A 25045-nucleotide genomic window follows, 5' to 3' on the forward strand; every position below is an offset into this window, starting at 1 on the left:
TTGCCGGCGGACCGGCGCCGGTCCGCCGGCAAGGCCTCGCCGCTGTGGGGCGGGATCGTCGCGCGCGCCGACGAGTACCTGAGCGGCGCGGCCCACCCGGACGGTGACGCCTCCGCCCGCGCTCGACTGTGCCTGAACTGGACCAGCCCGCTCGTGCGGTCGCTCGTCGCCGTGCGTGACGACGCTGTCTTCACACGGACCGTCCACCTCATGTACATCCAGGCGCTCCTCGCGGGCCACAACCCGCTCGGCGCGGCCGAGCGCCGCCTGATGACCCAGGCGATGTCAGACATCCTCGCGCTCAGCGTCGGCCTCGACGACGTCGATCTCGTCCCCTTCAACGACTAGGAGACCCACCATGGCACGCAGTGCTCACGACGAGGTCGCGGAGCTGCTCCGGCAGGTGGACCTCACACCGTACGGCCCGGAAGAGATCGCGCTGGTGCGCGCGGCCGTCGCGGTAGCCGCCGAGTCCGGCGATCCCCAGCTGGAGTACCAGACGCGCGCCCGGCTGAACGTCTCCGCCAAGATGGTCGGCGACACCGACACGCTGGTGAGCTCGTTCTCCTGGTGCCTCGCGATGCACGACAGCGACCCGACCACGTTCGACCTCGACCTCCACGGGCCGTCGGACCTCATGTGGCAGTACAAGTGGATGATCGGAGCCGTCTCCAGCTCGCCGATCTTCCCGCGCGAGACGATCGACGCCGTGCTCGTCGACATGGCCGAGCGCTACGAGCGCGCCGGGCTCGGGCAGAGCGGGGTCCTCACCGCCAGGCTCGACGAAGCCACCGCGAACGGGCGCCTCGACGACGCCGAGGCGCTGCGCCTCGAGCTCAAGCGCACCCCGCGGGACAGCCACAGCCACTGCGAGGCGTGCACGTACAGCGACGACATCTCGCTGCTCGCCCTGACCGGACGTGACACGGAGCTCGTCACTGTCCTCGACGAGCTCGTGGCCGACGGCTTCACCTGCAGCGACGAGCCGGAGCACGCCTTCGCGGTCTCCCTGCTCCCGCTCGTGCGCGTGGGACGGGCGGACGACGCCGTCCGGGCTCACCGGCGCAGCTACCGCGACTCCCGGGCCGACCCCGAGAGGCTGCTCATCGTCGCGCACCACATCATCTTCGTCGCACTCACGGGGAACGCCGCCCGAGCCCTGTCGATGGTGGAGCGCCACCTCCCGTGGCTCGCTCACGACGGGCTGGACGGGCTCGCGCACCGCAAGGCGCTCGAAGCCGTGGCGATCGCCTGCACGGTGGTGACGGCCGACGGCTACGGAGACACGGTCGTCAGCGGCCCCGAGTCCCCTGCGCTCGCGAGCTTCTTCCCCGCTCGTGAGACGCCCTGGACCGCCGAGGAGCTGGCCGCAGCCGCGTGGGCGGCTGCGGCAGACATCGGCGCCGCGTTCGACGCGCGCAACGGCAATGACCACTACGCCCGGACCCTGCGCGCTGCCCAAGCCCTCGCGGACGAGCGCTACGACGTCCCGCTCGAAGCAGCACGCCACGTCCCGGCCGTCGATCTCGACCCCGAGCCGGAGACCGCAGCCGGGTGGCTCGTGCGGTCGAGGGCGATGCTCACGCTGTCCTACCCGGACGAGGCCCTCGCTGCGGCCCGGCGTGCGACCGCGACAGCCACCCCGGACGAGCTCCAGAAGGCCCTGCGGCTCATCTGCTTCTCGCTCGTCAGCACGGATCACCACGACGAGGCTCTCGAGTTCCACGAGGCACGGCTGGACGCCCTGCGCACCGGCGGGGAGACGGAGCAGGCGGACAGCGAGGAACGACGGGGCCTGTCGCTCTACGACGTGGGCAGCGAGGAGAACGTGCGGGGCGTCGTCGCCGAGCTCGACCGCGGTCCCGTCTCACCGCGGCTGGTCGCCGAGCTCGAGCTGTCCTACGTCGCTGCCCGGCTGGCTGCCGACCGCGCCGACGGCGCCGACGGCCTCGACGAACGCGCCGAGCTCGACGCCCGCATCGACCGCGCGATCGCTCACCTCGAGATGGCCAGGGAGGTGCAGGACGTCGACCGCGCTCACTTCTTCCGCGCACAGCTGTCCCTCAGCGCGGGCGACCTGGACACCGCCCTCACCGCGCTCGGCGCTGTCCTCGACGGCGACCGCGCCGTCGAGCCCGAGCCCGTCCACGCTGCCATCGCGCTGGAGATGCGGGCGTTCGTGCTGCGCGGCGCCGACGACCCGCACCGGGCGTCGGCCGACGCCGACCGCGCGACGACGATCTACGCACGGCTGGGCGCGCGCATCCACGCCGCAGGAGCCGCGGAGATCGCGGCGGGGGCGCGCGCCGACGCCGAGGACCTCGCCGGAGCCGTCGCGCGTCAGCGGTTCGCGCTCGACCAGACCACGGCGGCCGGGGCTCCCACGTGGGCGCGGGGGACGGAGCTCGCCCGCTTCCTCCTCATGACGGGCGGGGAGGACGAGACCTACGAGGCGCTGGATCTCTTGGCGAACGCGCGGGACGAGCTTGCGTCGCTCGACGAGGCCGGTGCGACCGGAAGCTCCGTAGTGGCCGATCTGCTCGGGCGCGCGACGGCCGCCACGGGAGACACCCACGCAGCGATCGGCTCGTGGCTCTCGGCCGCCGAGGGCTACGAGGCGGCGGGCCGCCTCGTCGACGCCGCGGAGATGCTGACCCTGGCCGGCACCGCGATGCTCTCGCTCGACGACGAGCACGAGGCCGCAGAGACCTTGACGGAGGCCGTGGCCCTGGCCCGTCGCGCCGACGACGGCTCTCGCACGCTCTTCGATGCGCTCACGGAGCTGTCGACGGCCCAGGCGTCCATGCAGGACGAGGCCGCGCTCGTGACGATCGACGAGGCGATCGCGCTCGCGCAGGCGCACGACGCAGAGCCGCTGGTGGCCTTCGCCACCTACACGCGGGCGCGCGTCCTCGCGCCGCTCGGCCACGACGACGAGGCAGCGCGGACGGCGCTGGCCGCAGCCGACCTCTTCGCCGCCGTGGACGACGCGGACCAGGCCGCTCTCGCTGAGCACTTCGCCGGCTTGGCGTTCGAGGAGATCGACCGCCCAGCCGATGCCGTGGTCGCCTACCGCGCAGGCATCGAGCGCGCACCGCTCGACTACGGGCTGAACGTCGCGCTGCGCCTGCGTCTTGCGGACGCGCTCGATGCGACGGGCCGGCCGGACGAGGCGAGCGAGGCCCGGCGGGCGGCGGACGAGCTGGAGTGATCCGGGCGAGCGTCTCGGCTGAGCCGTGGCTCAGCTGAGCCGCTCGACGACCATCGCCATCCCCTGCCCGCCGCCGACGCACATGGTCTCGAGCCCGAGCTCCTTGTCCAGCGTCTGCAGGCCGTTGAGCAGCGTCCCGGTGATGCGGGCCCCCGTCATCCCGAACGGGTGCCCGACGGCGATCGCGCCGCCGTGGACGTTGAGCCTGTCGTAGTCGACCCCGAGCTGGCGTGCGGACGGGATGACCTGGGCGGCGAAGGCCTCGTTGATCTCGACGAGGTCGATGTCGTCGATCGTCAGGCCGGCGTGGGCGAGGGCGCGACGGCTCGACTCGACCGGCCCGAGCCCCATGATCTCCGGCGACAGCCCGCTGACACCCGTCGAGAGGATGCGGGCGAGCGGCGTGAGGCCGAGCTCGGCGGCGCGGGTGTCGCTCATGATGACGAGCGCCGCCGCACCGTCGTTCAGGGCGCAGCAGTTGCCGGCCGTGACCGTGCCGTCGGGCCGGAAGACCGGCTGGAGGGTGGCCAGGGTGTCGACGGTGACACCGGCGCGCGGGCCGTCGTCGGCGGAGACGACAGTCCCGTCCGCCCGGGTGATCGGTGTGATCTCGCGGGACCAGAAGCCGCTCGCGATCGCCGCCTCGGCGCGGTTCTGGCTGAGCGCCGCGAGCTCGTCCTGCTCCGCCCGCGTCACGCCGGTCATCCGTGCGACGTTCTCGGCGGTCTGGCCCATGGCGATGTAGATGTCGGGGAGCAGCCCGCTCGTGCGGGGGTCCGTCCAGTCGACGCCGCCCTCGGCGAGCTTCTCCGTCCGGGCGGCGGCGTCCGCGAAGCGCGGGTTGAGCACGTCGTGCCCGGGGATGTAGTCGCTCGTCCCCGTGGCCGACCGGCTGACGGTCTCCACCCCGGCCGAGATGAACACGTCACCCTCGCCGGCCTTGATGGCGTGGAACGCCATCCTCGTGCTCTGCACGCTCGAGGCGCAGTAGCGCGTCACGGTCGTGCCGGGCACCGTGTCGAGGCCGAGCAGCGTCGCGACGACGCGAGCCATGTTCATGCCCTGCTCCCCGCCCGGCAGGCCGCAGCCGAGGATGAGGTCGTCGACGGTCGACGGGTCGAGGCCGGGGATCTTCGCGAGCGCCGCTGCGACGATCGTCGCCGTGAGGTCGTCCCCGCGGACGCCGGTGAGCGAGCCCTTGAAGGCGCGTCCGATGGGGGATCGTGCGGTGGCGACGATGACTGCTTCGGGCATGGCGTGGTCCTTCGGCTCGGGTCCGGCTGTGGAGGTGGTGGAGGTGGCAGACGAGGTCGGGTCAGACGAAGGCGGCGTGACCGGTGATGGCTCGGCCGACGATGAGTGAGTTCATCTCGCGCGTGCCCTCGAAGGAGTAGATGGCCTCGGCGTCGGCGAAGCGGCGGGCGACACCGTGGTCGAGGAGGATGCCGTTTCCGCCCATGACCTCGCGGGCCCAGGCGACGGTCTCGCGCATCCGGCTCGTGGCGAAGGACTTGGCGAGGGCTGCGTGCTCGTCGCCCTGACGGCCCTCGTCGAGGAGCTTCGACACCTGCATGCACAGGGCGATGCTCGCGGTGATGTTGCCCAGGCACCGGGTGAGGAGGTCCTGGACGAGCTGGTGGCCAGCGATGGGCTTGCCGAACTGCTCGCGCTCCTTGGCATAGGCGAGCGCGGCCTCGTACGCGCCGATCGAGTTGCCGACCGCCTGCCAGGCGACCTCGGCTCGGGTGAGGCGCAGGACGGTGGCGACCTCGCGGAACGACCGGATCTCCTGGAGCCGCAGCTCCTCGGGGACGACCACGCCGTCGAGGACGATGTCGGCGTTCTGGACGATGCGCAGGCTCTGCTTGCCCTCGATCTTCGTCGCGGTGAAGCCGGGCGTCTCGGTGGGGACGATGAAGCCCTTGACCTGGTCGTCGGCGAGGTCGCGGGCCCAGATGACGACGACGTCGGCGAACGTCGCGTTGCCGATCCAGCGCTTGGCACCGTTGAGCACCCAGGAGTCGCCGCGACGCTCGGCGGTGGTCCGCAGGCCGCGCGCGGAGTCTGAGCCGGAGAGCGGCTCGGTGAGGCCGAACGCGCCGATGATCTCGCCGCGACCCATGGCGGGCAGCCACTGCTTGCGCTGGACGTCGGAGCCGCCGACGCCGATCGCGCCCATGGCGAGACCGCTCTGCACGCCGACGAACGTCGTCATCGAGGCGTCGACCCGCGCCATCTCGAGTGCAGCCCATCCGCGGTACTGCGCGCTGTTCTCGAAGTGGCGCGACTCCTCCCAGGAGGACCCGAGGACGCCGAGGTTGCCGAGTCCGGGGACGATCTCGTGCGGGAACTCCGCACGGTCCCAGCAGTCGTCCGCGATGGGGCGCACGTGGGTGTCGAAGAACTCGCGGATCTCGAGGACCGAGGAGTTCTCGCGGGTGGTGAGGCTGTCCTGGAAGTGGAAGAAGTCGACCTCGAGGTGGTGCGTGGGCATCGGTGAGCTCCGTTGCTCTCGGTGGGCGCGCGGCGGTGGGTGAGCCGCGCACGCCCACTATGCATCACATCCAGGAACGTTGCATAGACCTTCGGGAGGGGCAGTTGCATCAGATCGGGAAACGTTGCACGGCGCTTCGGCGCGCGGCTAGGGTGCACCCATGACCGACCAGCTCGCCGTCACCGGCATGGGAAGCCTGGGCACGCACCTCGTGCCCAGCCCGCTCTCCCGCCGCCTCGAGCCCGGTCCCGAGCAGCACACCGACGCCCTGCGGGCGTTCGTCCACGCCCGCAAGACCTTCATCGCCGGCGAGCGCATCGACATGACCGTCCTCGCCGCCGAGCTCGGCGTCGACCGCACCTCGCTCTTCCGCTGGGTCGGCAAGCGCGACGCCCTCCTCTCCGAGGTCCTCTGGTCGCTCGCCGCACCCACGCTCGACCAGGTCGACCGCCGCGCCGTCGGCGCCGGAGCCGACCGGGTCGTCACCGTGCTCACCGACTTCGCCGACGCCCTCATCGACGCCGAGTACTTCCGCACCTTCCTCCGCCGCGAGCCCGCCCGCGCCCTGCGCCTCCTCACCACCAAGGACAGCCACGTCCAGCGCCGCTTCGTCGCCGTGACCGAGGCCGCCCTGCGCGAGGAGAGCGACGCAGGCCGCATGACCCTCTCGCTCCCGTGCCACGACCTCGCCTACCTCCTCGTGCGCATCTCCGAGTCCTTCACCTACGCCGACCTCATCACCGGCGAAGCACCCAGCGGCGAGCGCGCGCTCGCCGCGTTCCGCCTCGTGCTGCGTCCCACCTGAACCGGGCACCGACGCCCACCACGCCGCTCGACACCCATCCCACTCGACGCACGAGACCGGAGCACCATGGACGAGTACGGCCACACCGCCACCTTCGCCACGCGCTGGAACGACAACGACGTCTACGGCCACATCAACAACGCCGTGTACTACGAGGCGATGGACACGACGATCAACTCGTGGCTCATCGCGTCGGGCCATCTCGACGTCACCGACGGCGACTCGATCGGGGTCTGCGCGTCGTCGTCGTGCGAGTACGTGGCGTCCGGGAGCTTCCCGGACGTGCTCACCGTGGGCCTGCGCGCCGGGCGCCTCGGCAGGACGAGCGTGACGTGGGAGACCGCGATCGCCGGGCCGGACGGGACGCTGCTCGCGACGGGGCGCTTCGTGCACGTCTTCGTCGATCGGCAGACACGGCGGCCGGCGCCGATCTCCGACGGGCTGCGAGCGGCGATCGAGGAGAGCCTGGTCGGCTGAACAGGTCGTCCGGAGCAAGACCAAACCGACTGGGCGGTATGCTAGCCTCGGAGCACGGCACGAGGTGCGCACCGGAGCGCGTCACGTCACACCTGCGAGAGGGACACCACCGTGAGCGACGCCCCGGCGGAACCTGTCGGACTGTCCACCGCGACGTTCGAGTCGTGGCTCCGCAGCACGCACCCCGAGCTCCTCACCGGCAGCCCGCTCCGGGCGCAGCTCCTCACCGGCGGTCGCAGCAACCTCACCTACCGGGTCGACGGCGGCGCGTCGACGCTCGTCCTCCGGCGCCCGCCCCTCGGCCACGTGCTGAGCACGGCACACGACATGGCCCGGGAGTTCCGCGTCATCTCCGGGCTCGCACCGACGCCCGTCCCGGTCCCCGGCGCGTTCCTCTTCCACGACGACGCGGCCGGCGAGGCCGGCGTCGGGACGCCGTTCTACCTCATGGAGCACGTCGACGGCCGCGTCCTGTCCTCGTCCGCCGACAACGCCGACCTCGCCCCCGAGCAGCTGCGGGCGCTCAGCCTCGAGCTCGCGGCCCGGCTCGCCGACCTCCACGCCGTCGACCCCGGCACCGTCGGGCTCGGGGACCTCGGGCGACCCGACGGGTTCCTCGAGCGCCAGGTGCGCCGCTGGGGCAAGCAGTACGCCCTCTCCCGCAGCAGAGACCTCCCCGACCTCGACCTCCTCCAGGACCGGCTCAGCTCCTCGGTCCCCGAGACGACGCACTCGTCGCTCATCCACGGCGACTACCGCCTCGACAACGCGATCGTGCGCCTGGTCCCCAGCGCGTCGGGCATCCCGCCGACGATCGCCGCGATCCTCGACTGGGAGATGGCGACGATCGGCGACTCGTTCACCGACCTCGGGCTCCTCGACCTCTACTGGGACATCCGGGCCGTCGTCGAGACGGCCGACACTCTCGAGGCCGGGGCCGTCACGCCCAGCGCCGTCGAGCCCGGCGCCGGCTACCCCGCGTTCTCCGAGCTCGTCGACACCTACGCCCGGGCGCGCGGGATCCGCGTCCCCGACCTCTCCTGGTACCGGGCGTTCGCCGCGTACAAGCTCGCGATCATCCTCGAGGGCATCCACTTCCGCTTCCGCGCCGGCGAGACGGTCGGCGCCGGCTTCGAGGCCGTCGGCGGGATGGTCCCGCTGCTCGCCGCAGACGGGTTGCGGACCCTCGGCGTCACCACCCCGATCACCCACCGGTAGGGACACCATGGACTTCACGCACGACGCCACGGCTCAGAAGTACATCGACCTCACGCAGGCCTTCCTCGACGAGTGCGTCTACCCGGCCGAACCGGTCCTCGAACGCCAGCTGCGCGAGACGCCGGACCGGTGGACCTTCCGCCCGGTCGTCGACGAGCTGCGCGTCGAGGCGCGCTCGCGCGGCCTGTGGAACCTCTTCCTCCCCGGCGAGCACGAGGACGGGCGCACCGGCCTGAGCACCCTCCAGTACGCGCCGGTCGCCGAGCTCACCGGGCGCAGCCACAAGCTCGCGCCCGTCGCGATGAACTGCGCCGCGCCGGACACCGGCAACATGGAGGTCCTCCACCAGTTCGGCACGCCCGAGCAGAAGAACCAGTGGCTGCGACCGCTCCTGGCCGGTGTGATCCGCTCGTCGTTCTGCATGACCGAGCCCGACGTCGCGTCGTCGGACGCGACGAACATCGCCACCCGCATCCGGCGCGACGGCGACCACTACGTCGTCGACGGCACCAAGTGGTGGTCGACAGGCGCGATGAGCCCCGACGCAGCGATCCTCGTCGTCATGGGCAAGACCGACCCCGACGCACCGCGCCACCGGCAGCAGAGCATGATCCTTGTCCCGCGAGACACCCCGGGCGTGACGGTCGTGCGCCCGCTGACCGTCTTCGGCTACGACGACAAGGACCACGGCGGTCACGCCGAGATCCGCTTCGACGGGGTTCGCGTGCCCGCGTCGAACATCCTCGCCGGCGAGGGCGAGGGCTTCGCCATCGCCCAGGCCCGTCTGGGGCCGGGCCGCATCCACCACTGCATGCGCACGATCGGCATGGCCGAGCGCGCCGTGGACCTCATGCGCGAGCGTGCCGCGTCCCGGGTCGCGTTCGGCCGGCCGCTCGGCGAGCAGGGCGTGGTGCGCGAGTGGTTCGCCGAGTCCCGCATCACCATCGAGTCCCTGCGGCTGCTCGTCCTCAAGACGGCGTGGCTCATGGACACGCTCGGCAACCGGGCGGCGATGACCGAGATCCAGAGCATCAAGGTGGGCGTCCCGCTCGCGGTCGAACGCATCCTCGACCGTGCCATCCAGCTCTTCGGCGCCGCAGGGCTCAGCGAGGACCAGCCGCTCGCGGAGATGTTCGCCGGTGCGCGCGCCCTGCGCCTCGCCGACGGGCCCGACGAGGTCCACCGCTCCTCCCTCGGCAAGGCCGAGCAACGACCACGGGCCTGACCAGGCCGTCACGAGCACCGACCAGCACCCGCCTCATCAACGACGATGAAAGGAAGAGCACGCATGTCGACCTCACACCCCGCTCAGACCCAGGACCTCGAGCAGACCGACGAGGCCATCACCGGACCCGGCCGCGGCAGCCTCTCGGTGGCCGCGATCCTCGCCGAGACCGCCCACCGCATGCCCGAGCGCACCGCGGTCGTGTGCTTCGGCCGCTCCATCACCTACGGCGACCTGTGGGCGCAGACGCTCGCGTACGCCGGCGCGCTGCGCGAGCTCGGGATCGGCCGCGGCGACCGCGTCGCGATGCTCGTCCCCAACGTCCCGGACTTCCCGCGCGTCTACTACGCGGCGCTCTCCCTCGGCGCGGTCGTCGTCCCGATCCACCTGCTCTTCAAGACCGAGGAGATCGAGTTCGTCCTGCGCGACTCGGGTGCGCGCGTCCTCGTGGCTGCGGCCCCGCTCCTCGGCGAGGCGGGGCCGGCCGCGGCTGCCGCGGGGGTCCCTCTCGTGACCGTGCTCGTGCCGGACGAGCTCGCGGAGAAGGTGCCGTTCCCGCGGCTCGAGGACCTCGCCGGCGGGTCGCAGCCCCTCGGTCGCTACGAGTCCGTCAACCCGCTCGCCGCCGCGACGATCCTCTACACGAGCGGCACGACGGGCCGGCCGAAGGGGGCGGTGGGCTCGCACCTCGCGCTCGTCGAGCAGGTGCACGTGAACCTTCTCGACACGTTCGACCTCCGCAAGGAGGACGTCGTCTTCGGCGGGCTCCCGCTCTTCCACAGCTTCGGCCAGAGCTCGGTGATGAACACCGCCTTCCGGCGCGGCGCCGCCGTTCTCCTCATCCCGCGCTTCGAGCCCGTCGAGGCGCTCGAGCTCATGGCCGCGCAGAAGGCGACCGTGTTCACGGCCGTCCCGACGATGTACATCGCGCTGCTCGCGGCCGCCGAGACCTCGACGCACCGCCCGCCGCTCAAGTACGCCGTGTCCGGCGGCGCCTCGCTGCCGGTGAGCGTGCTCGAGGCCTTCGAGTCGACGTTCGGCGCCGAGGTGCACGAGGGCTACGGACTCACCGAGACCTCCCCGACCGTGTCCTTCAACTACGTGGGCGAGGAGCCGCGACCCGGGACGGTGGGACGGGCGCTCTGGGGCGTCGACGTGGAGATCGCCGACTCGGCGGTGGAGGACCGCATCGACGTCCTGGGACCTGGGGAGATCGGCGAGATCGTCGTGCGCGGGCACAACCTCTTCAAGGGCTACCTGGGGCGTCCCGACGACACGGCGGACGCGATGGTCGACGGCTGGTTCCGCACCGGCGACCTCGGCACCAAGGACGCGGACGACATCATCACGATCGTCGACCGCAAGAAGGACATGCTCGTGCGCAACGGCTACAACGTGTACCCGAGCGAGGTCGAGGATGTGCTCCTGCGGCACCCGGGCATCCTCAACGCGGCGGTGTTCGGCCTCCCCGACGCCACGCGCGGTCAAGAGATCCACGCCGCCGTCATCGCTCGCGAGGGCGTGACGCTCGACGAGGCCGAGGTGATCGAGTTCGTCAAGGAGCGGATCGCCGCCTACAAGTACCCGCGGTACGTCCACCTCGTGGCGGAGCTGCCCATCGGGGCCAGCGGGAAGGTCCACAAGCGGGAGCTCGTGGCGCAGTTCTCCGCCGACCGCTTCGCGCACGAGTCGGCATCGGAGGCCCGCGGCTAGGACTGACCGTCCCGCTCATCGAGCACCCGCCGCGAGATGCTCGTTTGACGAGTGATAAAGTGCGTGATGTGAGAACCGACGCGCCGGCGCTGATGCCGATATTCCGTTCGCAGCTGCAGGCCCGACTACTGCTGTGGGTGCTGACCGCCGACGAACCGGTGACCGCTTCCGATCTCGCTCACGTGCTCGACGCCCCCGACGCGACCGTGTCTCGAGAGGCACGCCGGTTGATCGAAGCAGGGCTCCTGCGCGGAGAGCGGGTGGGGCGGGCGGTGCGGCTGCACCCGGCGCCGGAGAACCCCGCGACGGCTCCTCTGCGCCAGCTGCTGATCGTGACCTTCGGACCGGCTGCGGTCCTGGAGAAGACCTTGACCGGCATCGAGGGCGTGAGGAGCGCCTACGTGCACGGCTCGTGGGCTGCACGGTACGAAGGCGAGACCGGAGGGCCCCCCGGCGATGTCGACCTGCTGCTGGTGGGCCGACCATCGCGCCAAGAGGTCGACACGGCACTCGAGGGTCTCGAGGAGAAGCTCGGTCGCGAGGTCAACGTCACCTTCGTCAGCCCGGAACGCTGGGAGGATGCCGACGATCCGTTCATCAGCACGGTGCGCTCCCGTCCCTTGGTCGAGCTGCACCTGGACCATGACATCGAGGAGAACGCATGAGCTGGAACCAGGGAAGCGCCGAGGTCGACGAGCTGTTGAGCCGCGGAAAGCTCGAGAAGGTGCCGCCCAGCCTCGACGGGGCGCGCGCGCTCGTGCAACAGGCTCGGAACCACCTGGACTCGGTCCAGCTCATCGCAGACCTCGACGTCGAGCTCGCCTACGACGGCCTGCACAGCGCGAACCGCAAGGCTCTGACGGCCGTGCCGCTCGCCCAAGGGCTGCGCCCGACACGCGAGGGAGGGCACACAGCGGTATCCGAGGCGGTCAAGGCGCAGCTCGACCCGCCCCTGGGCAGGGTCCTGGCGCCCTACGGAAGGATCCGGCGGCAGCGCAACGACGGAGACTACCTGCAGGAACGACCGGCTACGCCGGACGATGTACGGCAGGACCTACCGCTGTGCACGGCGATCGTGGACGCGGCGGAGAAGGTGCTCGGGCAGATGCCGTCCTACTGACGACGGTGCCCCGGTCCACAGGACCGGGGCACCGTCGCTCGTGGTGGGCGACCCTCTACGGCACCGGGATCCCCTCGTTCTCGAACGGCACGGGCCCGCCCTCGTAGGGCTCGACCGGCTCGTCGCCGGTCCCGGTGGTGAAGGGCGTTCCGACGTACTCCTGGATGCCGCCGGTGACCGTCGTGATCTGCGCCCCGCTGTACGCGCCGTGGTTCGTCTCGCTGAGGCTGAGCGGGACGATCGCGTTGCCCATGAGGTCCCCGGACGTCAGCGCGGCGAGGAGACTCTCGCGCGTCGGCGTCTCGCCGGACTTGGCGAGCGCCTCGGCGAAGAGGTAGGCGACGGACATGCCGTAGACGGTGTTGCCGTCGAATGCGGCGCCGCGGTTGTACTGCTCGTTGATGTCGGAGAAGTGCGCCGTCCACGGGTCCGTCTCGCTGAAGTGGGACGGCAGGTAGTTGGCGCTGACGAAGCCCTCGAGGAGCGCGGGGCCGACGTCACCGAGGTACGTCGAGACGGTGTTGTAGTCGCCTCCGATCGAGGCGGCGACCCACTGCGGCTGGTACGCGAGCTTCGCGGCGGTGCCGATGGAGATGGCGCTGAACGCGTTGATCGCGGCGAGGAAGTTCACCTCGCAGCCCGCGGCCTGCATGGCCGCGACCTGCGCTGCGACGTCCCGGTTGGACACCGAGTACACCTGCGTGGTCGCCAGTCCGTCCTCGCCGAGGATGCTCAGGAGGCCCGCCTCGAAGTCCTCACCGAGGTCATCGTCCTGCGCCATGAGGCAGTACACCTGGTCGGGATAGTTCTCCTGCGCGTACGTCGCGAGGATCTTGGCCTCGACGATGTAGTTCGTGTTGAAGCCGAACGTGTACGGGTACTCCTCGGGCTGGTTGAACGTCGGGCTGCCGGACGCGACGAAGACGTCGGGCACCTCGGTGTCGTTGAGGTAGTCGATGACCGCGCTGTGCGGCGGCGTGCCGAGGCCGTTGAGGATGGCGAAGACCTCGTCGTCGAGGACGAGCTCGCGGGTGAGCGTCGAGGTGTTCGCCGGGTTGTAGCCGTCGTCCTTGACGATGTACTCGATGCTCCGACCGTTGATGCCACCGTTGTCGTTGATGTACTCGAAGTACGCGGTCGTGGCCGCGGAGATCGTCGCGTAGCCGGCAGCAGCCTCGCCGGTGAGGGGATGGTGCGTCCCGACGACCACCTCGGTGTCGGTGACGCCCGGGGCGGGGGCGGCGCTGTCGCCGGACCCGTCGCCGTCGTCGGAGTCGCTCGGGGTGCTGCAGGCCGCGAGGCCTGCGACGAGCGTGAGGGAGCCGACAGCCGCGACCCCGCGGAGGAACCTGGACCGTGTCATCGTTGACACCTTTCTTCTCATTCGGTGGACAGTGCCGGTGCGGTGCGGGGCGCGCGGCGACGGGGGCGGCGCAGCGAGCTGAGCCACCCCTGGATCCCGTGCGGGGCGACGATCATGATCGTCACGAGCAGGAGCCCGAAGACGAGGACCGCCACGTTCCCGTCGAGCCGCTGGGCGAGCTCGGGCGGGAGGTCGAGGGAGTCCAGGACGGTCCCGATGACGTCGGGGAGGAGCACGATGAGGAGCGCTCCCCACAGGGCTCCCCGGAGCGAGCCGAGTCCGCCGATGACGACGGCCACGACGAGGAAGAGGGAGAACACGAGCGAGAACGCACCGGGGCTGGCGTTCTGCGTGACGTAGGCGAGGACTCCGCCGCCGAGGCCCGCGCACCCGGCACTGATGGTGAAGCCGGCGACCTTGACGCGTGTGGTGTCGATGCCGACGAGCCGCGCGGCCGCCTCGTCGTCCCGGACTGCGACCATGCGCTGCCCGTAGGAGCTGCGCACGAGGTTCGACAGGACGAACAGGACGGCCGCCGCCGCGGTGATCGCCACCCACGCCTGCCACTGCTCGACGGCGATGATGCGGTCGAGCGCCTCGGGCCGTCTCTGCACGGAGATGTAGAGGCCCGCGTCGCCCCCCAGGACGGACGAGAACGTCGAGGTCACGGCGGGGATCGCGACGACGACGGCGAGCGTGAGCCCAGCGAGGTAGGGCCCGTGCAACCGTGCGGCGGCAAGTCCGAGGAGCACCCCGAGGACGCTCGCGGCCACGACGCCGACGAGCATCGGCACGACGACGAGGGCGACGCCCGTGATCCCCTGCTCGTCCATCGCGTTCGACGTGAGGCCGAAGCTGTACGCGCCGGCCGCGATGAGCGCGGCGTGCCCGAGGGACAGCTGGCCGCCGCGACCGATGAGCACGGTGAGGCCGGCCGTCGCGCACAGGTAGGCGGCGACGACGGCGAGCTGGTAGTTGCGGTACGGGTCGAGGAGGAACGTCCCGCCGATGGCGAGCACCAGGCCGGCGAGCGCGATGAGCACGCGGCGACCGGACGCGGCGAGGTCGGACCGGACCGGGCCTGGCCGGGCGGCGTCCGCGGGGGTGACCTTGTCTTCGACGGTGACGCTCATGCGTGGCGTGCCTCCTTGGCGGAGAAGATGCCGCCAGGCCGCACGAGGAGCACCGCGACGAGGAGGACGAGGACGGCGATGGGGGCGAGCGTCGAACCGAGGTATCCGGTGACGAGGCTGAGGAGCAGCCCGACGACGAGGCCGCCGACCACGGCTCCGACCGGTGAGTCGAGCCCCCCGACGATCGCGACCGTGAACGCGTAGACGAAGAGCATGTCGGTCGCGTGAGGGTTGAGCCCGAGCTCGGTGGGCACCACGAGGAGCGCCGCGAGCGCACCGACCGCGGAGGAGAGCACCCACCCGAGGGTGAGCATCCGCGAGACGGGCACGCCGAGGAGTCGCGAGGTCTCGGGGGCGAAGGCGGAGGCGCGCAGCCGCAGGCCGAGGGGCGTGCGCGTGAACAGGAGTCCGAGGCCGATCATGAGGACGGCGGCGACCACGAGGACGAAGATGTTGTACGGCGAGAGCAGCGGCACACCACCGACGACGATCGGGGTCGAGCTGAAGGGCAGGTTCATCGTCCGGTAGCCGTTGCCGAACGCGATCCCGAGGCCTGCCTGCATGATCGTGACGAGACCGAGGGCGACGATGACGCTGTTGAGCGGTGAGGTGTGCGCGACGAAGCGCATGACACCGCGCTCGACGACGAGGCCGAGGAGCGCTCCGCCGACGAGCGCGGCGGCGAGCCCGAGCCAGTAGCTGCCCGTCGCGGCGGTCACGGCGAACGCGAGGTAGGTCGCGACGGCGGCCATCGCGCCTTGGGCGAAGTTGACGATGCGCGCGGCCCGCCAGATGAGGACGAGCGCGAGCGCGAAGACGGCGAAGACGGACCCGCGGGCGAGGCCGGAGCCGACGAGGAAGATCAGCTGGTCCATCAGAACCCCAGGTAGGCGTGGCGGAGGGCGTCGTCGTCGAGCAGCGAGGCGGCCGCCCGGGAGGCGACCACCTCCCCGAGGTCGAGGACGACGCCGTGGTCGGCGACGAGGAGCGCGCTGCGGACGTTCTGCTCGACGAGGAGGATCGTCAGCCCGCGCTCGTCGCACAGCGTGCGCAGGAGCTCCATGATGTCGGCGACGATGCGGGGTGCGAGGCCGAGGGACGGCTCGTCGAGCAGGAGCAGCCGGGGACGGGCGACGAGGGCGCGGGCGACGGCGAGCATCTGCCGCTCGCCGCCGGAGAGCTGGTGGCCGGGGCTGCTGCGGCGGCGGGCGAGCGGCTCGAAGAGCTCGTACATCTCCGCGACCGCGGCCTTGAGGTCCTTCCGGTCGCGGCGCCAGAGGCCTCCGAGGCGCAGGTTCTCGTCGACGGTGAGCTCGGCGACGACGCCGTGCCCCTCGGGCACGTGGGAGAGGCCGTGCCGCACCCGGTGCTCGACGGCGACACCCGCGAGGTCGACGCCGTCGAGCCGGACGGTGCCTCCGCTGAGCGGCACGAGGCCGGAGAGCGTGCGCAGGAGCGTCGTCTTCCCGGCGCCGTTGGCACCGACGACGGCGACGATCGAGCCGGTCGGCACCGTGAGGCTGACGCCGCGCAGCACGGGGCTGTGCCCGTAGCCCGCGGTGACGTCGTGGACCTCGAGGAGGGGCGTGATGCCGGACGACGCGGCGGCCGGCCCGCCGTGGGTGAGGACCCCGGTCATGACGTGGCCTCCGATGCTGCGGCGGCCTGCGTGCGGTGGGCCGGGGTGTCGATGCCGAGGTACGCCTCGATGACGGCGGGCGTCCGCCGGACCTCCTCGGGGGACCCGTCGGCGATGAGGCGACCGAAGTCGAGGACGGCGACCCGGTCGCAGACGCCCATGACGAAGTCGACGTGGTGCTCGACGAGGACGATGGTGCAGTCACGGGTGGTGGCGAGCTGCCGGACGAGCGTCGCGAGCGCGGCGATGTCGTCGCTCCCGAGGCCGCCGGCCGGCTCGTCGAGCAGGAGGAGCGTCGGTTCGCTCACGAGCGCGCGGGCGAGGGCGACCCGCTTGCGCACGGGGTACGGGAGCGAGTCGGGCAACCGGTCTGCGGTGTCGAGGATGTCGAGCGTGCGGAGCGTCTCGTCGGCGCGAGCGGCGGCGTGACGCGCGTGCTGGTCGGAGCCGGGTGTGCCCAGCGAGCTGCGGAACACGCCCGGGGCGCGTGTGCTCAGGCCTGCCATGACGTTCTGGCGGGCGGTGAGGCCTGCGAAGAGGCCGAGGCCCTGGAGGGTGCGGGCCACCCCGGCCGCCGTGAGCCGGTGGGGTGCCAGGGGTCGGCGGCTGCCGCCGAGCCTGACCTCGCCCGCACTCGGCGTGACGAGGCCGCAGACGACGTTGAAGAGGGTGGTCTTGCCGGCGCCGTTGGGGCCGATGAGCCCGACGACCTCTCGCTCGCCGACGGCGAGCGAGACGGAGTCGAGCGCGACCATCCCGCCGAACCGGACGGTGACGTCGGTGAGCGCCAGCCGTGGGGTCGCGCCGCTCGTGGGGGGTCGTTCGGTGGACATCCGCACCTCATCGTGTTGACGGTGGGTTCACCCTAGCAAAGAAACCGACTGTCCGGTATGGCGCTGCGGGAGGAGTTCTCCCACCCCCGACGGGGGCGAGGCGGACACCGGAGCCCGTCCGGCGCCCACCCCGCAGGCGGCACTCAGCCCGCGTCGTACGCGACCGCGACGTCGAGCACCCACACCACCCCGAACCGGTCCTCGAGCATCCCGTAGAGCGGCGAGTACCCCGCCGGACCGAGGTCGGTCACGATGGTCGACCCCTCGACGAACCGGGCCCAGAGCTCGGTGATCTCGTCGGCCGAGTCGCTGCGCACGGAGACGAAGACCGACTTCTCGCCCTGGTCGTAGGCGACGCTCGCCGGGACGTCGTACGCCATGACCTGGAAGCCGCTCTCGGCGACCACCTGGCCGAACTTGACCTGCTGCGCCTCGTCCGGCGTCTCGACGCTGAACGCGTCCTCGTTGGTCACGACGACGAGCTGCCCGCCGAAGACGGAGTGGTAGAGCTCGAGGGCCGCGCGGGCGTCGCCGCGGAAGTTGAGGTGAGGCGTGGTGGTGACAGTCATGTCTGCTCCTGGATGAGATGTGCACCGGCGTGCCCGGCACAACCCACTCTCTCGACAGTGCAGGACAGATACGGTCCTCCATCCCACCTATCGTCAGAGCATGACCTCGACGCCCTCGACCACGACCACGTCGCGACTCCTGCGCCTGCTCTCGCTCCTGCAGACGCGTCGAGACTGGCCGGGCCAGGTCCTCGCCGACCGGCTCGACATCACGCACCGGACCGTCCGGCGCGACGTCGAGCGCCTCCGCGAGATGGGCTACACCATCCGGGCGCTCAAGGGACCGGCCGGCGGCTACCGCCTCGACGCGGGCGCCGAGCTGCCACCCCTGCTCTTCGACGACGACCAGGTGCTCGCCCTCACGGTCGCGCTCCAGGCCGCGAACCTCACCGGGGCGGGCATCGAGGAGGCCGCCGTCCGCGCGCTGACCACCGTCCGGCAGGTCATGCCTCCGCGGCTCCGGCACCGGCTCGACGCCCTCCAGTTCACCGCGGTCCCCAGCCGAGCCGGGGGCGCCGGGCAGGCGTCGCCCGACCTGCTCGTCGCGCTCTCGACCGCCGTCCGCGCCCGCGAGGTCCTGCGCTTCGACTACGCGGGTGAGCGGTCTCGGGCCGGCGGTCCGGGCATCGACGCGCACGACGTCGCCACCGATGCCGCGCCGTCGTCGCGGGACGCCCAGGCACCCCGCCGGGTCGAGCCCCACGGCGTCGTCACGACCGCGGGGCGCTGGTACCTCGTCGCGTGGGACCTCGACGCGGACGACTGGCGGATCTTCCGCGCCGACCGCGTCAGCCCGCGCACGCCCACCGGACCGCGCTTCGTCCCGCGCGAGATCCCCGGCGGGAGCGCGCACGCGCTCGTCTCCGCACGCTTCAAGGGCTCGGACGACGAGGACCGGTGGCCCTGCCTCGGGACCGTGATCCTCGACCTCCCGGCGCACGCCGTCCTCCCGTTCGCCGGCGACGGGACGGTCGAGGACCTCGGCCCGGACCGCTGCAGCCTCACGGCCGGGTCATGGTCCTGGGTCGCGCTCGCCGCCTCGCTCGGGCGCTTCGGTGGGGACATCGAGGTGGTCGAGCCGCCAGAGCTCGTCGACGCGTTCGGTGAGCTGGCGACCCGCTACGCCGCTGCGGCGCGGGCACCGTCGGCTCCCGGGCTCACAGGCGACTGGTGACCTCGTCGAACAGGGCGTCCGGATCGAGCCACATGGAGGGGTAGTTGCCGTACCACTTCTGCACGCCGTCGGCGTCGATCAAGATGAAGCCGTGGCCGGGCAGGCCCTCGTGCATCCCTGCGTCGAGGGTGCCGTAGGCCTCGGAGACGGTCCCGTCGTCGATGAGGAACGGTGTGCTCACCCCGAGCCGATCACGTTCGGCGTTGATCTGCTCGGCGGGGTTCATCACGATCGGCAGGACCGTGATCCCCGCCTCCGCGAACGCGGGGTCCTGCTCGATCGCCTGCATCTGCAACAGGCACGAGTCACACCCGGCACCCTCGTTGAAGTAGAGGACGACCGGCCCTCCACGGAAGTCGGCGAGCGACGCCTCGGACCCGTCGGACACGGGCAGCGTGAAGGCCGGGGCCTGTCGCGCGTCGACCGACTCGGTGGGGCCGGAGCTCAGGAGGCCCAGGGTGACGACGGCCGCGACGAGCACCAGGGCAGCGCCCCACAGCGCCCAGCTGCGCCGCTGCCGGCGTCGCCACTGGGCTGCTTGCATCACCTGGACCTCGTGCAGAGCATGCTGGCGTTCGTCGAGTCGCCCGGAGGCGCTGGGGGGAGTCATCGCAGAGTCTCTTCCTCGGTCGGGATCTCATGGCACGTCGGCACGGTGTCGACGGTCGTGGGGGTACGTGGGGCGCTGCGGCGCTCGGTGAGCGTCGCCCACACGAAGACGCCTGCGACGGCGAGCAGGAGCAGGCCGAGAAGTGGCTCGGGCACCGGAGACAACCAGTCCTGGACGGAGCCGAACACCCTGGTCAGAGCACGGCTGGTGCCGTCCTGGACGGCAGAACCGCCGGTCATGTCTGTGCTTCCGGCCAAGGCGATCACGAAGCCACCCATCACCGCGAAACCCACCGCGACGGCGATGTTCAGGGTGTTGGTGACCAGGGTGCGGCCGGCCATGCGCACCCTCACCACTCTCGCCTGCAGGAGCTTCTTGTCGCCCAGGTGCGCCTTGTCCCAGACCAGCGCCATGACGAACAGCGGGAAGACCATCCCGAACACGTACGCCACACCGAGCGTGAAGCCCCCGACCGGCGAGCCCGACAGCACCGAGAGGGTCATGACCCCGGCGAGGACGGGTGCGCAACAGCTCGAGGCGATGCCCGAGAACACACCGAGCGAGAAGAAGCTCGCGCTGTCACCACGGGCAGTGTCGGGTGCACGGAGGAACGAGGGGAGCGACCACATCCGGCCGGAGAACGCCAGGACGGCCAGACCGATCATGAGCGCCCCGCCCGCGTAGTAGAGCGGCTCGTGGTAGCGGGCGATCGCACCGGCCAGGAGGCTCATGCCCAGCGTGATCGGCACCAGGACCAGGCCGAGGCCCGCCGCGAAGACGAACGTCAACGGCAGCAGCCGCCACCGGCGGTTCTTCACGGCACCCGCGAGATAGCCGGGCGCCAGGAAGACGATGCAGCACGGGGCGAACAGTGCGACGCCGCCGGCGAAGAACGCCGCAAGGATGCTCCCGGTGGACAGCAGCTCGGTGCCCACGGTCAGGCCGTCCCGGCGAGGCGACGTGCCGCGCGCAGCTCGAGCTCTCTCACGAGCTTCTTGCGTGGCAGCCGACCGGAGCTGAAGAAGGCACCGTCGAGCAGCACGAGAGGACTCATCGCCGGGCGGTGCTCGGCGACGAGGCGACGGCCGTCGGGTGAGTCGAGCTCGATCCGGCGGATGTCGAGCGGGAACCGGACGGCCACGACCGCCAGAGCCTCCTCGGCGTCCGAGCAGAAGTGGCACGCCGGTGCGTGCACGACGGTCACCGATGACGGTGCGGCGGGTTGGGTGGGCACGGGCGCTCCTTGCGATACGAACCAGAGGAGCACAGCCTGTCGTCGCTACCCCGACGGTGCGGTGGTGACTGCATCAAGATTCGATGAAGGCTCGCCATCACCTCTGCCCGGATGGTCCTGGACCTGCCCCGGTGCGCTCAGAATGGGACGTATGAACAGCTCCTTGCCCGTCATCGCGGGACGTCGCGCGGTCGTCGTCGACGACGAGCAGGCTCTGAGCCGTGTCGTCGCGGACTACCTCGAGCGCGACGGGTTCGAGACCCACCTGTGCTCCGACGGCGCCCAGGCCGTCGAGCTGGTCCGCCAGGTCGACCCGGACGTCGTCGTCCTGGACCTGGGCCTGCCGGGGCTGGACGGGGTCGAGGTGTGTCGCCGTCTGCGCACCTTCTCCGACTGCTACGTCATCATGCTGACGGCCCGGGCAGAAGAGATCGACGTCCTCATCGGACTGTCGGTGGGCGCCGACGACTACATGACCAAGCCCTTCAGCCCACGTGAGCTCGTGGCCCGGATCGCAGCGCTCCACCGCCGACCGCGGCAGACGCCGCCGGACACCGAGGTGCGCACCGCGCCGCACGTCCTCGAGATCGGGACGCTGTCGATCGACCTGCCGGCACGCGAGGTCCGGATCGAGGGTCGCCTCGTCGACCTGACGCGCACCGAGTTCGACGTCCTGGCCGCCTTGGCCGCACGCCCCGGGATGGTGTTCAGCAGGCGCCTCCTGATCGACACGGTCTGGGGAGAAGGCTGGGTGGGCGACGAGCACCTCGTCGACGTCCACGTCCTGCACGTGCGCCAGAAGCTCGGCGACAGCGCAGACCGGCAGACGTTCGTCCGGACCGTCCGCGGTGTGGGGTACCGCATCGGTCCCGGACGATGACCTCCCGTCCGCCGCGCCCCCGCGCTCCGCGGGGCCTGGCGCCACGACTCCTCGTCGCCATCCTGCTCGTGCTCACGACGGCCGCGGTGACAGCGTGGGTGGTCGCCTCGGTCGTCGGGCCGGCACTGTTCCACGAGCACATGCTGCGGGCCGAGCTGAGCGACCACGACGTTGCCGTCGTGCATGCCGAAGAGGCGTTCCGCTCGGCCAGCACCCTGACCATGACCGTCGCCCTGAGCGCCGCGGGCCTCGCGGCGACGATGGTCTCCGTGGTTCTGGCACGGCGGATCTCTCGCTCGTTGACCGCCTTCTCCACCGCAGCCGCGGACGTCGGCACGGGTCACTACGGGTCTCGCGTCCCCGCGCCCGGCATCGGCCGCGAGTTCGACGAGGTCGCGGCATCGCTCAACCACATGGCTGAGCGGCTGCAGGACAGCGACCGGCTACGAGGCCGCCTCCTGGCGGACGTCGCACACGAGGTGCGCACGCCGGTCGCGACCATCAGTGCGTACCTCGAAGCGCTCGAGGACGGCATCCAGACGCTCGACGAAGCCACCACCGCCGTCCTGCGTGAACAGGCCGCCCGCCTGACCCGGCTGTCGCACGACCTCGCGGCGGTCACCCGCGCAGAGAGCGGAGACCTCACCCTCGAACGCGAACCCGTCGCCCCCGGGGACCTCGTGTCCGCCGCACTGGACGCGGGCCGTGAGCGTGCAGCAGAACAGTCGGTCGGGCTCGAGCGCGACATCGACGACGACCTGCCGGAGCTCCTCGTCGATCGCCTGCGGATGGCGCAGGTCCTCGACAACCTCGTCGCGAACGCGATCAGGCACACCCCACCGGGTGGGACCGTCACCCTCCGCGCCGGCCGGACCCCCACCGGTGGGACGACCCTCAGCGTGGAGGACACGGGCGAAGGCATCGCGCCCGAGCACCTCCCGTACCTGTTCGAGCGCTTCTACCGTGCAGACACCGCACGCGACCGGGCGCACGGCGGATCCGGGATCGGTCTGGCGATCTGCCACGCCCTCACGTCCGCCCACGGTGGAACCATCACCGCCTCGAGCGCGGGCCTGGGTCGAGGCAGCATCTTCACCCTCACCCTGCCAGCGGCCTGATCCGCTGCCGGTCAGGCTCGCTCGGTCAGTCTCACGCCTGGGACCAGGAGCGACCGGCGTCCCCGGTGCGGAAGACCGTGCCGTCGAACGCGGCCAGGTAGGACTCCTCCCCGATCGCGACGAAGGCCTCCGGCGCTCCTCGGGGCACGCCGGTGACAGCCCAGCCCGCTCCGTCGAACACCCAGAGCCTCCCGACCGCGTCCAGTCCTGCGAGGGACGCCGTGAGCTGGTCCGAGCGACCGCGGACGTGGGCGACCAGGACCAGCCGCTCAGGCGGTTGGACCTCATGAGGAGCGAACGCCTCTCCCCCATCCGTGCTCACCAGGAGTCCGGCCTCGGCCGTCACGACGAGGCGGTCCGGGTCGTTCGGATCGACATCGATGTCGCGGGCCGCGACCGTCGGTCCGCTCGTCCACGTCACACCCGCGTCATCGCTCCGCTTGAGCCGCCCGTCGGAGGAGTCCAGTCCGTAGAGGCGGTCGTCCACTCCCGTGAGGTCGTGGAAGTCGCTGTGCCCACGGAGGGAGACGTTCTCCCATGCTGCCCCGGCATCTGTGCTGGACAGCAGACCCAGGTTGGCCGGCGCAGCCTCGCCGGGGGCCGGATGGCCGCTGGCGTAGAACGAGTCAGGCCCTGTGACCAGGAATCCCATCAGGTCGCTCCGGGTCTCGCCGACCCGTTGCGGGACCGAGTCGTCGAGCCGGAACAGTCCCCGGTGCGTGGCGACGTACACGGAGTCGTCAGCGGGGTTGAGGCCGATGCCGTGGATGTGCTCGAAGACGGTCTGCGACGCGTCGGGCATGTCCGCGGCCGTGTCGTCCACGGTCGGCGCCGCGGAACAGCCGGCGAGGACCAGAACGACGGTGAGAGAGAACGCGGAGGCTGGTCGTGCGATGGGGTGCAGGGGCATCTGAAGGTCCTTGAGGAGGAAGAGGGCACGGGAGGAGGGTGGCGGGACAGCGTGATCCGCTGTCCCGCCACGCGAAGGCGAGCTGTTCAGAGGGCGTCGAGCATGCCCTGCATCGTGGCGATCTCAGCCGTCTGGGCGTCGATGATCGTCTCAGCGAGCGCCAGCGCGTCCGCGTTCTCGCCCGAGTCCAGCTCCTCCTGTGCCATCCCTACGGCGCCTTCGTGGTGATCGATCATCAGCTCCAGGAAGCGCCGGTCGAACTCGGTCCCGGTCAGGGCCCCGAGCTGGACCATGACTGCGGCCTGGTCCATCCCTTCCATCTGCATGTCGCTGTGGTCCATCCCCTCCATGCCGTCGTCGGGCGACGTCTCCTCACCCCACCCGTCGAGCCAGGTCGTCATGGTGTCGATCTCGGGCCCCTGGGCGGCGGAGATCTTCGCTGCGAGGTCCTTGACCTCCTGGCTCGTAGCACTCGTCGCCGCGAGGTCAGCCATCTCGACAGCACCCTCGTGGTGGATGATCATCATCTGCGCGAACTCGGTGTCGGCGTCGTTGTGCGACGCGACCTCGGCAGCGTCCTGGCCACTCTCCTGCGCTGTGGGTGTCGACTCCGACTCCGGCGCCGTGTCGGCGCACGCGGCGAGAGACGTGGCCAGGGTCAGCGACGCGGCGAGGGCAGCAATGCGTGTCTTGGTGTTCATGTAGGGCTCCATCGTCTGCCCGTCCCTGCACGGAGGGACGGGATCTGGGGTGTGGTCGCTCGAGGTCACCGCGGGGACGGCGACCAGAGCGCTCCTACACCCGCAGGACGCACAAGGAGTGCGCCACGATGGGACGGGCACCTCGATCACGACGCGCACGAGGCGCCGTCACGGCCGGGGCACGACCGTGCACTCTTCCCGGCCGGCCCCTGCCGAGGAACCATCGAGAGACCACCGGCACCAGGATCGCTGCCACGACCAGAGCGCAGCACACGACCAGGGCGTCCTGAAGGGAGGCCTCGGCCGCGAGGTGTGCGAGCGGAAGGAGAGCGATCTCTGGTTCCGCCGACGCGCCCACCCCGCCCGGGAGGCCCGACGAGCCCGGCATCGAGACCTCGTGCGCCTCGTGCGCCACGTGCGCTCCGACACCGCCGTCGGCCACGCTGGGCAGCACGACTCCTGCGAGCACCAGGAGGAGCAGGACGACGACAGCGCCGAAGCGCTCGAGACCGCTCGCTCGCACGGTCATCTGTCCCCCCTCCATCGCCGACGCGTCACTGCGGTCAGGCTAGCAAGAGTCCCTGAGACCCCCGATGACGCGGCCAGGACCTGGCCGTC

Annotated in this window: 25 protein-coding genes and 1 pseudogene; 12 read left to right on the plus strand and 14 right to left on the minus strand. The window is 71.3% G+C overall.

Features of this window, described 5'->3' with window-relative positions:
* A pseudogene (locus ABKW26_RS02495) lies at positions 1-348 on the plus strand (HSP90 family protein); the annotation flags it as partial.
* Positions 349-358: 10 nt separating this feature from the next.
* Positions 359-3211 carry a hypothetical protein gene (locus tag ABKW26_RS02500; RefSeq protein ID WP_348590848.1) on the plus strand — a complete coding sequence of 951 codons (2853 nt, stop codon included), beginning with the start codon at positions 359-361 and terminating at the stop codon, positions 3209-3211.
* 30 nt (positions 3212-3241) lie between these two features.
* Here ABKW26_RS02500 and ABKW26_RS02505 read toward each other — a convergent pair whose 3' ends face one another.
* Together ABKW26_RS02505 and ABKW26_RS02510 are read right to left on the minus strand one after the other, a co-directional pair.
* Complete coding sequence (locus tag ABKW26_RS02505; protein WP_348590849.1) at positions 3242-4465, minus strand: acetyl-CoA C-acetyltransferase; 1224 nt, start codon at positions 4463-4465, stop codon at positions 3242-3244.
* 61 nt (positions 4466-4526) lie between these two features.
* Positions 4527-5705 carry an acyl-CoA dehydrogenase family protein gene (locus tag ABKW26_RS02510; RefSeq protein ID WP_348590850.1) on the minus strand — a complete coding sequence of 393 codons (1179 nt, stop codon included), beginning with the start codon at positions 5703-5705 and terminating at the stop codon, positions 4527-4529.
* A 160-nt stretch (positions 5706-5865) separates the two neighbouring features.
* Between ABKW26_RS02510 and ABKW26_RS02515 the strand changes: the two genes are divergently transcribed.
* The 7 genes from ABKW26_RS02515 (at position 5866) to ABKW26_RS02545 (ending at position 12263) form a co-directional block, all read left to right on the plus strand.
* Positions 5866-6510, plus strand: a complete 645-nt coding sequence (locus ABKW26_RS02515; RefSeq protein WP_348590851.1) for a QsdR family transcriptional regulator — start codon at positions 5866-5868, stop codon at positions 6508-6510.
* Positions 6511-6576: 66 nt separating this feature from the next.
* On the plus strand, positions 6577-6987 hold the full coding sequence (locus ABKW26_RS02520; protein ID WP_348590852.1) for a thioesterase family protein: 411 nt from the start codon (positions 6577-6579) through the stop codon (positions 6985-6987).
* Between the two features lie 111 nt (positions 6988-7098).
* A complete protein-coding gene (locus ABKW26_RS02525) occupies positions 7099-8205 on the plus strand; it encodes a phosphotransferase family protein (protein WP_348590853.1) in 1107 nt (368 codons plus the stop codon).
* Between the two features lie 7 nt (positions 8206-8212).
* The gene (locus ABKW26_RS02530; protein ID WP_348590854.1) at positions 8213-9430 is read left to right on the plus strand and encodes an acyl-CoA dehydrogenase family protein; all 1218 of its coding nucleotides are present in this window, start codon (positions 8213-8215) and stop codon (positions 9428-9430) included.
* A gap of 63 nt (positions 9431-9493) precedes the next feature.
* The gene (locus ABKW26_RS02535) at positions 9494-11143 is read left to right on the plus strand and encodes a long-chain fatty acid--CoA ligase (protein WP_348590855.1); all 1650 of its coding nucleotides are present in this window, start codon (positions 9494-9496) and stop codon (positions 11141-11143) included.
* 68 nt (positions 11144-11211) lie between these two features.
* Complete coding sequence (locus ABKW26_RS02540) at positions 11212-11808, plus strand: helix-turn-helix domain-containing protein (protein WP_348590856.1); 597 nt, start codon at positions 11212-11214, stop codon at positions 11806-11808.
* Entirely contained in the window at positions 11805-12263 is a 459-nt protein-coding gene (locus ABKW26_RS02545; RefSeq protein ID WP_348590857.1) for a hypothetical protein, read from the plus strand. The genes ABKW26_RS02540 and ABKW26_RS02545 overlap by 4 nt, the downstream gene beginning before the upstream one ends.
* A 55-nt stretch (positions 12264-12318) precedes the next feature.
* Here the strand turns inward: ABKW26_RS02545 and ABKW26_RS02550 are convergent, their stop codons facing one another.
* From ABKW26_RS02550 to ABKW26_RS02575, 6 genes are all read right to left on the minus strand, one after another.
* Positions 12319-13626, minus strand: coding sequence for an ABC transporter substrate-binding protein (locus ABKW26_RS02550; protein WP_348590858.1), 1308 nt, complete (start codon positions 13624-13626; stop codon positions 12319-12321).
* A 17-nt stretch (positions 13627-13643) separates the two neighbouring features.
* A complete protein-coding gene (locus tag ABKW26_RS02555) occupies positions 13644-14759 on the minus strand; it encodes a branched-chain amino acid ABC transporter permease (protein ID WP_348590859.1) in 1116 nt (371 codons plus the stop codon).
* Entirely contained in the window at positions 14756-15634 is an 879-nt protein-coding gene (locus ABKW26_RS02560) for a branched-chain amino acid ABC transporter permease (protein WP_348590860.1), read from the minus strand. The genes ABKW26_RS02555 and ABKW26_RS02560 overlap by 4 nt, the downstream gene beginning before the upstream one ends.
* Entirely contained in the window at positions 15634-16398 is a 765-nt protein-coding gene (locus ABKW26_RS02565; protein WP_348590861.1) for an ABC transporter ATP-binding protein, read from the minus strand. The genes ABKW26_RS02560 and ABKW26_RS02565 overlap by 1 nt, the downstream gene beginning before the upstream one ends.
* Positions 16395-17231: an ABC transporter ATP-binding protein gene (locus tag ABKW26_RS02570; protein WP_348590862.1), complete on the minus strand. Its 837-nt coding sequence runs from the start codon at positions 17229-17231 to the stop codon at positions 16395-16397. The genes ABKW26_RS02565 and ABKW26_RS02570 overlap by 4 nt, the downstream gene beginning before the upstream one ends.
* 143 nt (positions 17232-17374) lie before the next feature.
* Positions 17375-17800: a VOC family protein gene (locus ABKW26_RS02575; protein WP_348590863.1), complete on the minus strand. Its 426-nt coding sequence runs from the start codon at positions 17798-17800 to the stop codon at positions 17375-17377.
* A 100-nt stretch (positions 17801-17900) separates the two neighbouring features.
* Here ABKW26_RS02575 and ABKW26_RS02580 point away from each other — a divergent pair, with 100 nt between their 5' ends.
* Positions 17901-18974, plus strand: coding sequence for a WYL domain-containing protein (locus ABKW26_RS02580; protein ID WP_348590864.1), 1074 nt, complete (start codon positions 17901-17903; stop codon positions 18972-18974).
* Here the strand turns inward: ABKW26_RS02580 and ABKW26_RS02585 are convergent.
* Genes ABKW26_RS02585 through ABKW26_RS02595 form a run of 3 tightly spaced genes read right to left on the minus strand, consistent with a single transcriptional unit; the run spans position 18958 to position 20818 of the window.
* Entirely contained in the window at positions 18958-19584 is a 627-nt protein-coding gene (locus ABKW26_RS02585) for a peroxiredoxin family protein (RefSeq protein WP_348590865.1), read from the minus strand. The genes ABKW26_RS02580 and ABKW26_RS02585 overlap by 17 nt on opposite strands.
* Positions 19581-20519 carry a cytochrome c biogenesis CcdA family protein gene (locus tag ABKW26_RS02590; RefSeq protein WP_348590867.1) on the minus strand — a complete coding sequence of 313 codons (939 nt, stop codon included), beginning with the start codon at positions 20517-20519 and terminating at the stop codon, positions 19581-19583. The genes ABKW26_RS02585 and ABKW26_RS02590 overlap by 4 nt, the downstream gene beginning before the upstream one ends.
* Before the next feature lie 2 nt (positions 20520-20521).
* A complete protein-coding gene (locus ABKW26_RS02595; RefSeq protein WP_348590868.1) occupies positions 20522-20818 on the minus strand; it encodes a glutaredoxin in 297 nt (98 codons plus the stop codon).
* Between the two features lie 151 nt (positions 20819-20969).
* On the opposite strand from ABKW26_RS02595, the gene ABKW26_RS02600 reads away from it, so the two are divergent.
* Together ABKW26_RS02600 and ABKW26_RS02605 are read left to right on the plus strand one after the other, a co-directional pair.
* Positions 20970-21698: a response regulator transcription factor gene (locus ABKW26_RS02600; protein WP_348590869.1), complete on the plus strand. Its 729-nt coding sequence runs from the start codon at positions 20970-20972 to the stop codon at positions 21696-21698.
* Positions 21695-22816 (plus strand): HAMP domain-containing sensor histidine kinase, encoded by a 1122-nt coding sequence (locus ABKW26_RS02605; protein WP_348590870.1) that lies wholly within the window; start codon positions 21695-21697, stop codon positions 22814-22816. Before ABKW26_RS02600 ends, ABKW26_RS02605 begins: the two co-directional genes overlap by 4 nt.
* Before the next feature lie 31 nt (positions 22817-22847).
* On the opposite strand, the gene ABKW26_RS02610 is transcribed toward ABKW26_RS02605, so the two are convergent.
* From ABKW26_RS02610 to ABKW26_RS02620, 3 genes are all read right to left on the minus strand, one after another.
* Positions 22848-23726, minus strand: coding sequence for a F510_1955 family glycosylhydrolase (locus ABKW26_RS02610; RefSeq protein ID WP_348590871.1), 879 nt, complete (start codon positions 23724-23726; stop codon positions 22848-22850).
* Positions 23727-23812: 86 nt separating this feature from the next.
* On the minus strand, positions 23813-24427 hold the full coding sequence (locus tag ABKW26_RS02615; RefSeq protein ID WP_348590872.1) for a DUF305 domain-containing protein: 615 nt from the start codon (positions 24425-24427) through the stop codon (positions 23813-23815).
* Between the two features lie 94 nt (positions 24428-24521).
* Positions 24522-24956: a hypothetical protein gene (locus ABKW26_RS02620; protein ID WP_348590873.1), complete on the minus strand. Its 435-nt coding sequence runs from the start codon at positions 24954-24956 to the stop codon at positions 24522-24524.
* Positions 24957-25045: the final 89 nt, after the last annotated feature.

Origin of the sequence: Sanguibacter sp. 25GB23B1 (genome assembly GCF_040012415.1) — a bacterium.
Classification (GTDB): domain Bacteria; phylum Actinomycetota; class Actinomycetes; order Actinomycetales; family Cellulomonadaceae; genus Sanguibacter.

Bases quoted from the DNA above. Each gene is read 5' to 3' on its own strand.
- ABKW26_RS02500 (WP_348590848.1), top strand. From the start codon at position 359: ATGGCACGCAGTGCTCACGACGAGGTCGCGGAGCTGCTCCGGCAGGTG.
- ABKW26_RS02505 (WP_348590849.1), bottom strand. From the start codon at position 4,465: ATGCCCGAAGCAGTCATCGTCGCCACCGCACGATCCCCCATCGGACGC.
- ABKW26_RS02510 (WP_348590850.1), bottom strand. From the start codon at position 5,705: ATGCCCACGCACCACCTCGAGGTCGACTTCTTCCACTTCCAGGACAGC.
- ABKW26_RS02515 (WP_348590851.1), top strand. From the start codon at position 5,866: ATGACCGACCAGCTCGCCGTCACCGGCATGGGAAGCCTGGGCACGCAC.
- ABKW26_RS02520 (WP_348590852.1), top strand. From the start codon at position 6,577: ATGGACGAGTACGGCCACACCGCCACCTTCGCCACGCGCTGGAACGAC.
- ABKW26_RS02530 (WP_348590854.1), top strand. From the start codon at position 8,213: ATGGACTTCACGCACGACGCCACGGCTCAGAAGTACATCGACCTCACG.
- ABKW26_RS02535 (WP_348590855.1), top strand. From the start codon at position 9,494: ATGTCGACCTCACACCCCGCTCAGACCCAGGACCTCGAGCAGACCGAC.
- ABKW26_RS02545 (WP_348590857.1), top strand. From the start codon at position 11,805: ATGAGCTGGAACCAGGGAAGCGCCGAGGTCGACGAGCTGTTGAGCCGC.
- ABKW26_RS02550 (WP_348590858.1), bottom strand. From the start codon at position 13,626: ATGACACGGTCCAGGTTCCTCCGCGGGGTCGCGGCTGTCGGCTCCCTC.
- ABKW26_RS02555 (WP_348590859.1), bottom strand. From the start codon at position 14,759: ATGAGCGTCACCGTCGAAGACAAGGTCACCCCCGCGGACGCCGCCCGG.
- ABKW26_RS02560 (WP_348590860.1), bottom strand. From the start codon at position 15,634: ATGGACCAGCTGATCTTCCTCGTCGGCTCCGGCCTCGCCCGCGGGTCC.
- ABKW26_RS02565 (WP_348590861.1), bottom strand. From the start codon at position 16,398: ATGACCGGGGTCCTCACCCACGGCGGGCCGGCCGCCGCGTCGTCCGGC.
- ABKW26_RS02570 (WP_348590862.1), bottom strand. From the start codon at position 17,231: ATGTCCACCGAACGACCCCCCACGAGCGGCGCGACCCCACGGCTGGCG.
- ABKW26_RS02575 (WP_348590863.1), bottom strand. From the start codon at position 17,800: ATGACTGTCACCACCACGCCTCACCTCAACTTCCGCGGCGACGCCCGC.
- ABKW26_RS02580 (WP_348590864.1), top strand. From the start codon at position 17,901: ATGACCTCGACGCCCTCGACCACGACCACGTCGCGACTCCTGCGCCTG.
- ABKW26_RS02585 (WP_348590865.1), bottom strand. From the start codon at position 19,584: ATGACTCCCCCCAGCGCCTCCGGGCGACTCGACGAACGCCAGCATGCT.
- ABKW26_RS02600 (WP_348590869.1), top strand. From the start codon at position 20,970: ATGAACAGCTCCTTGCCCGTCATCGCGGGACGTCGCGCGGTCGTCGTC.
- ABKW26_RS02605 (WP_348590870.1), top strand. From the start codon at position 21,695: ATGACCTCCCGTCCGCCGCGCCCCCGCGCTCCGCGGGGCCTGGCGCCA.
- ABKW26_RS02610 (WP_348590871.1), bottom strand. From the start codon at position 23,726: ATGCCCCTGCACCCCATCGCACGACCAGCCTCCGCGTTCTCTCTCACC.
- ABKW26_RS02615 (WP_348590872.1), bottom strand. From the start codon at position 24,427: ATGAACACCAAGACACGCATTGCTGCCCTCGCCGCGTCGCTGACCCTG.
- ABKW26_RS02620 (WP_348590873.1), bottom strand. From the start codon at position 24,956: ATGACCGTGCGAGCGAGCGGTCTCGAGCGCTTCGGCGCTGTCGTCGTC.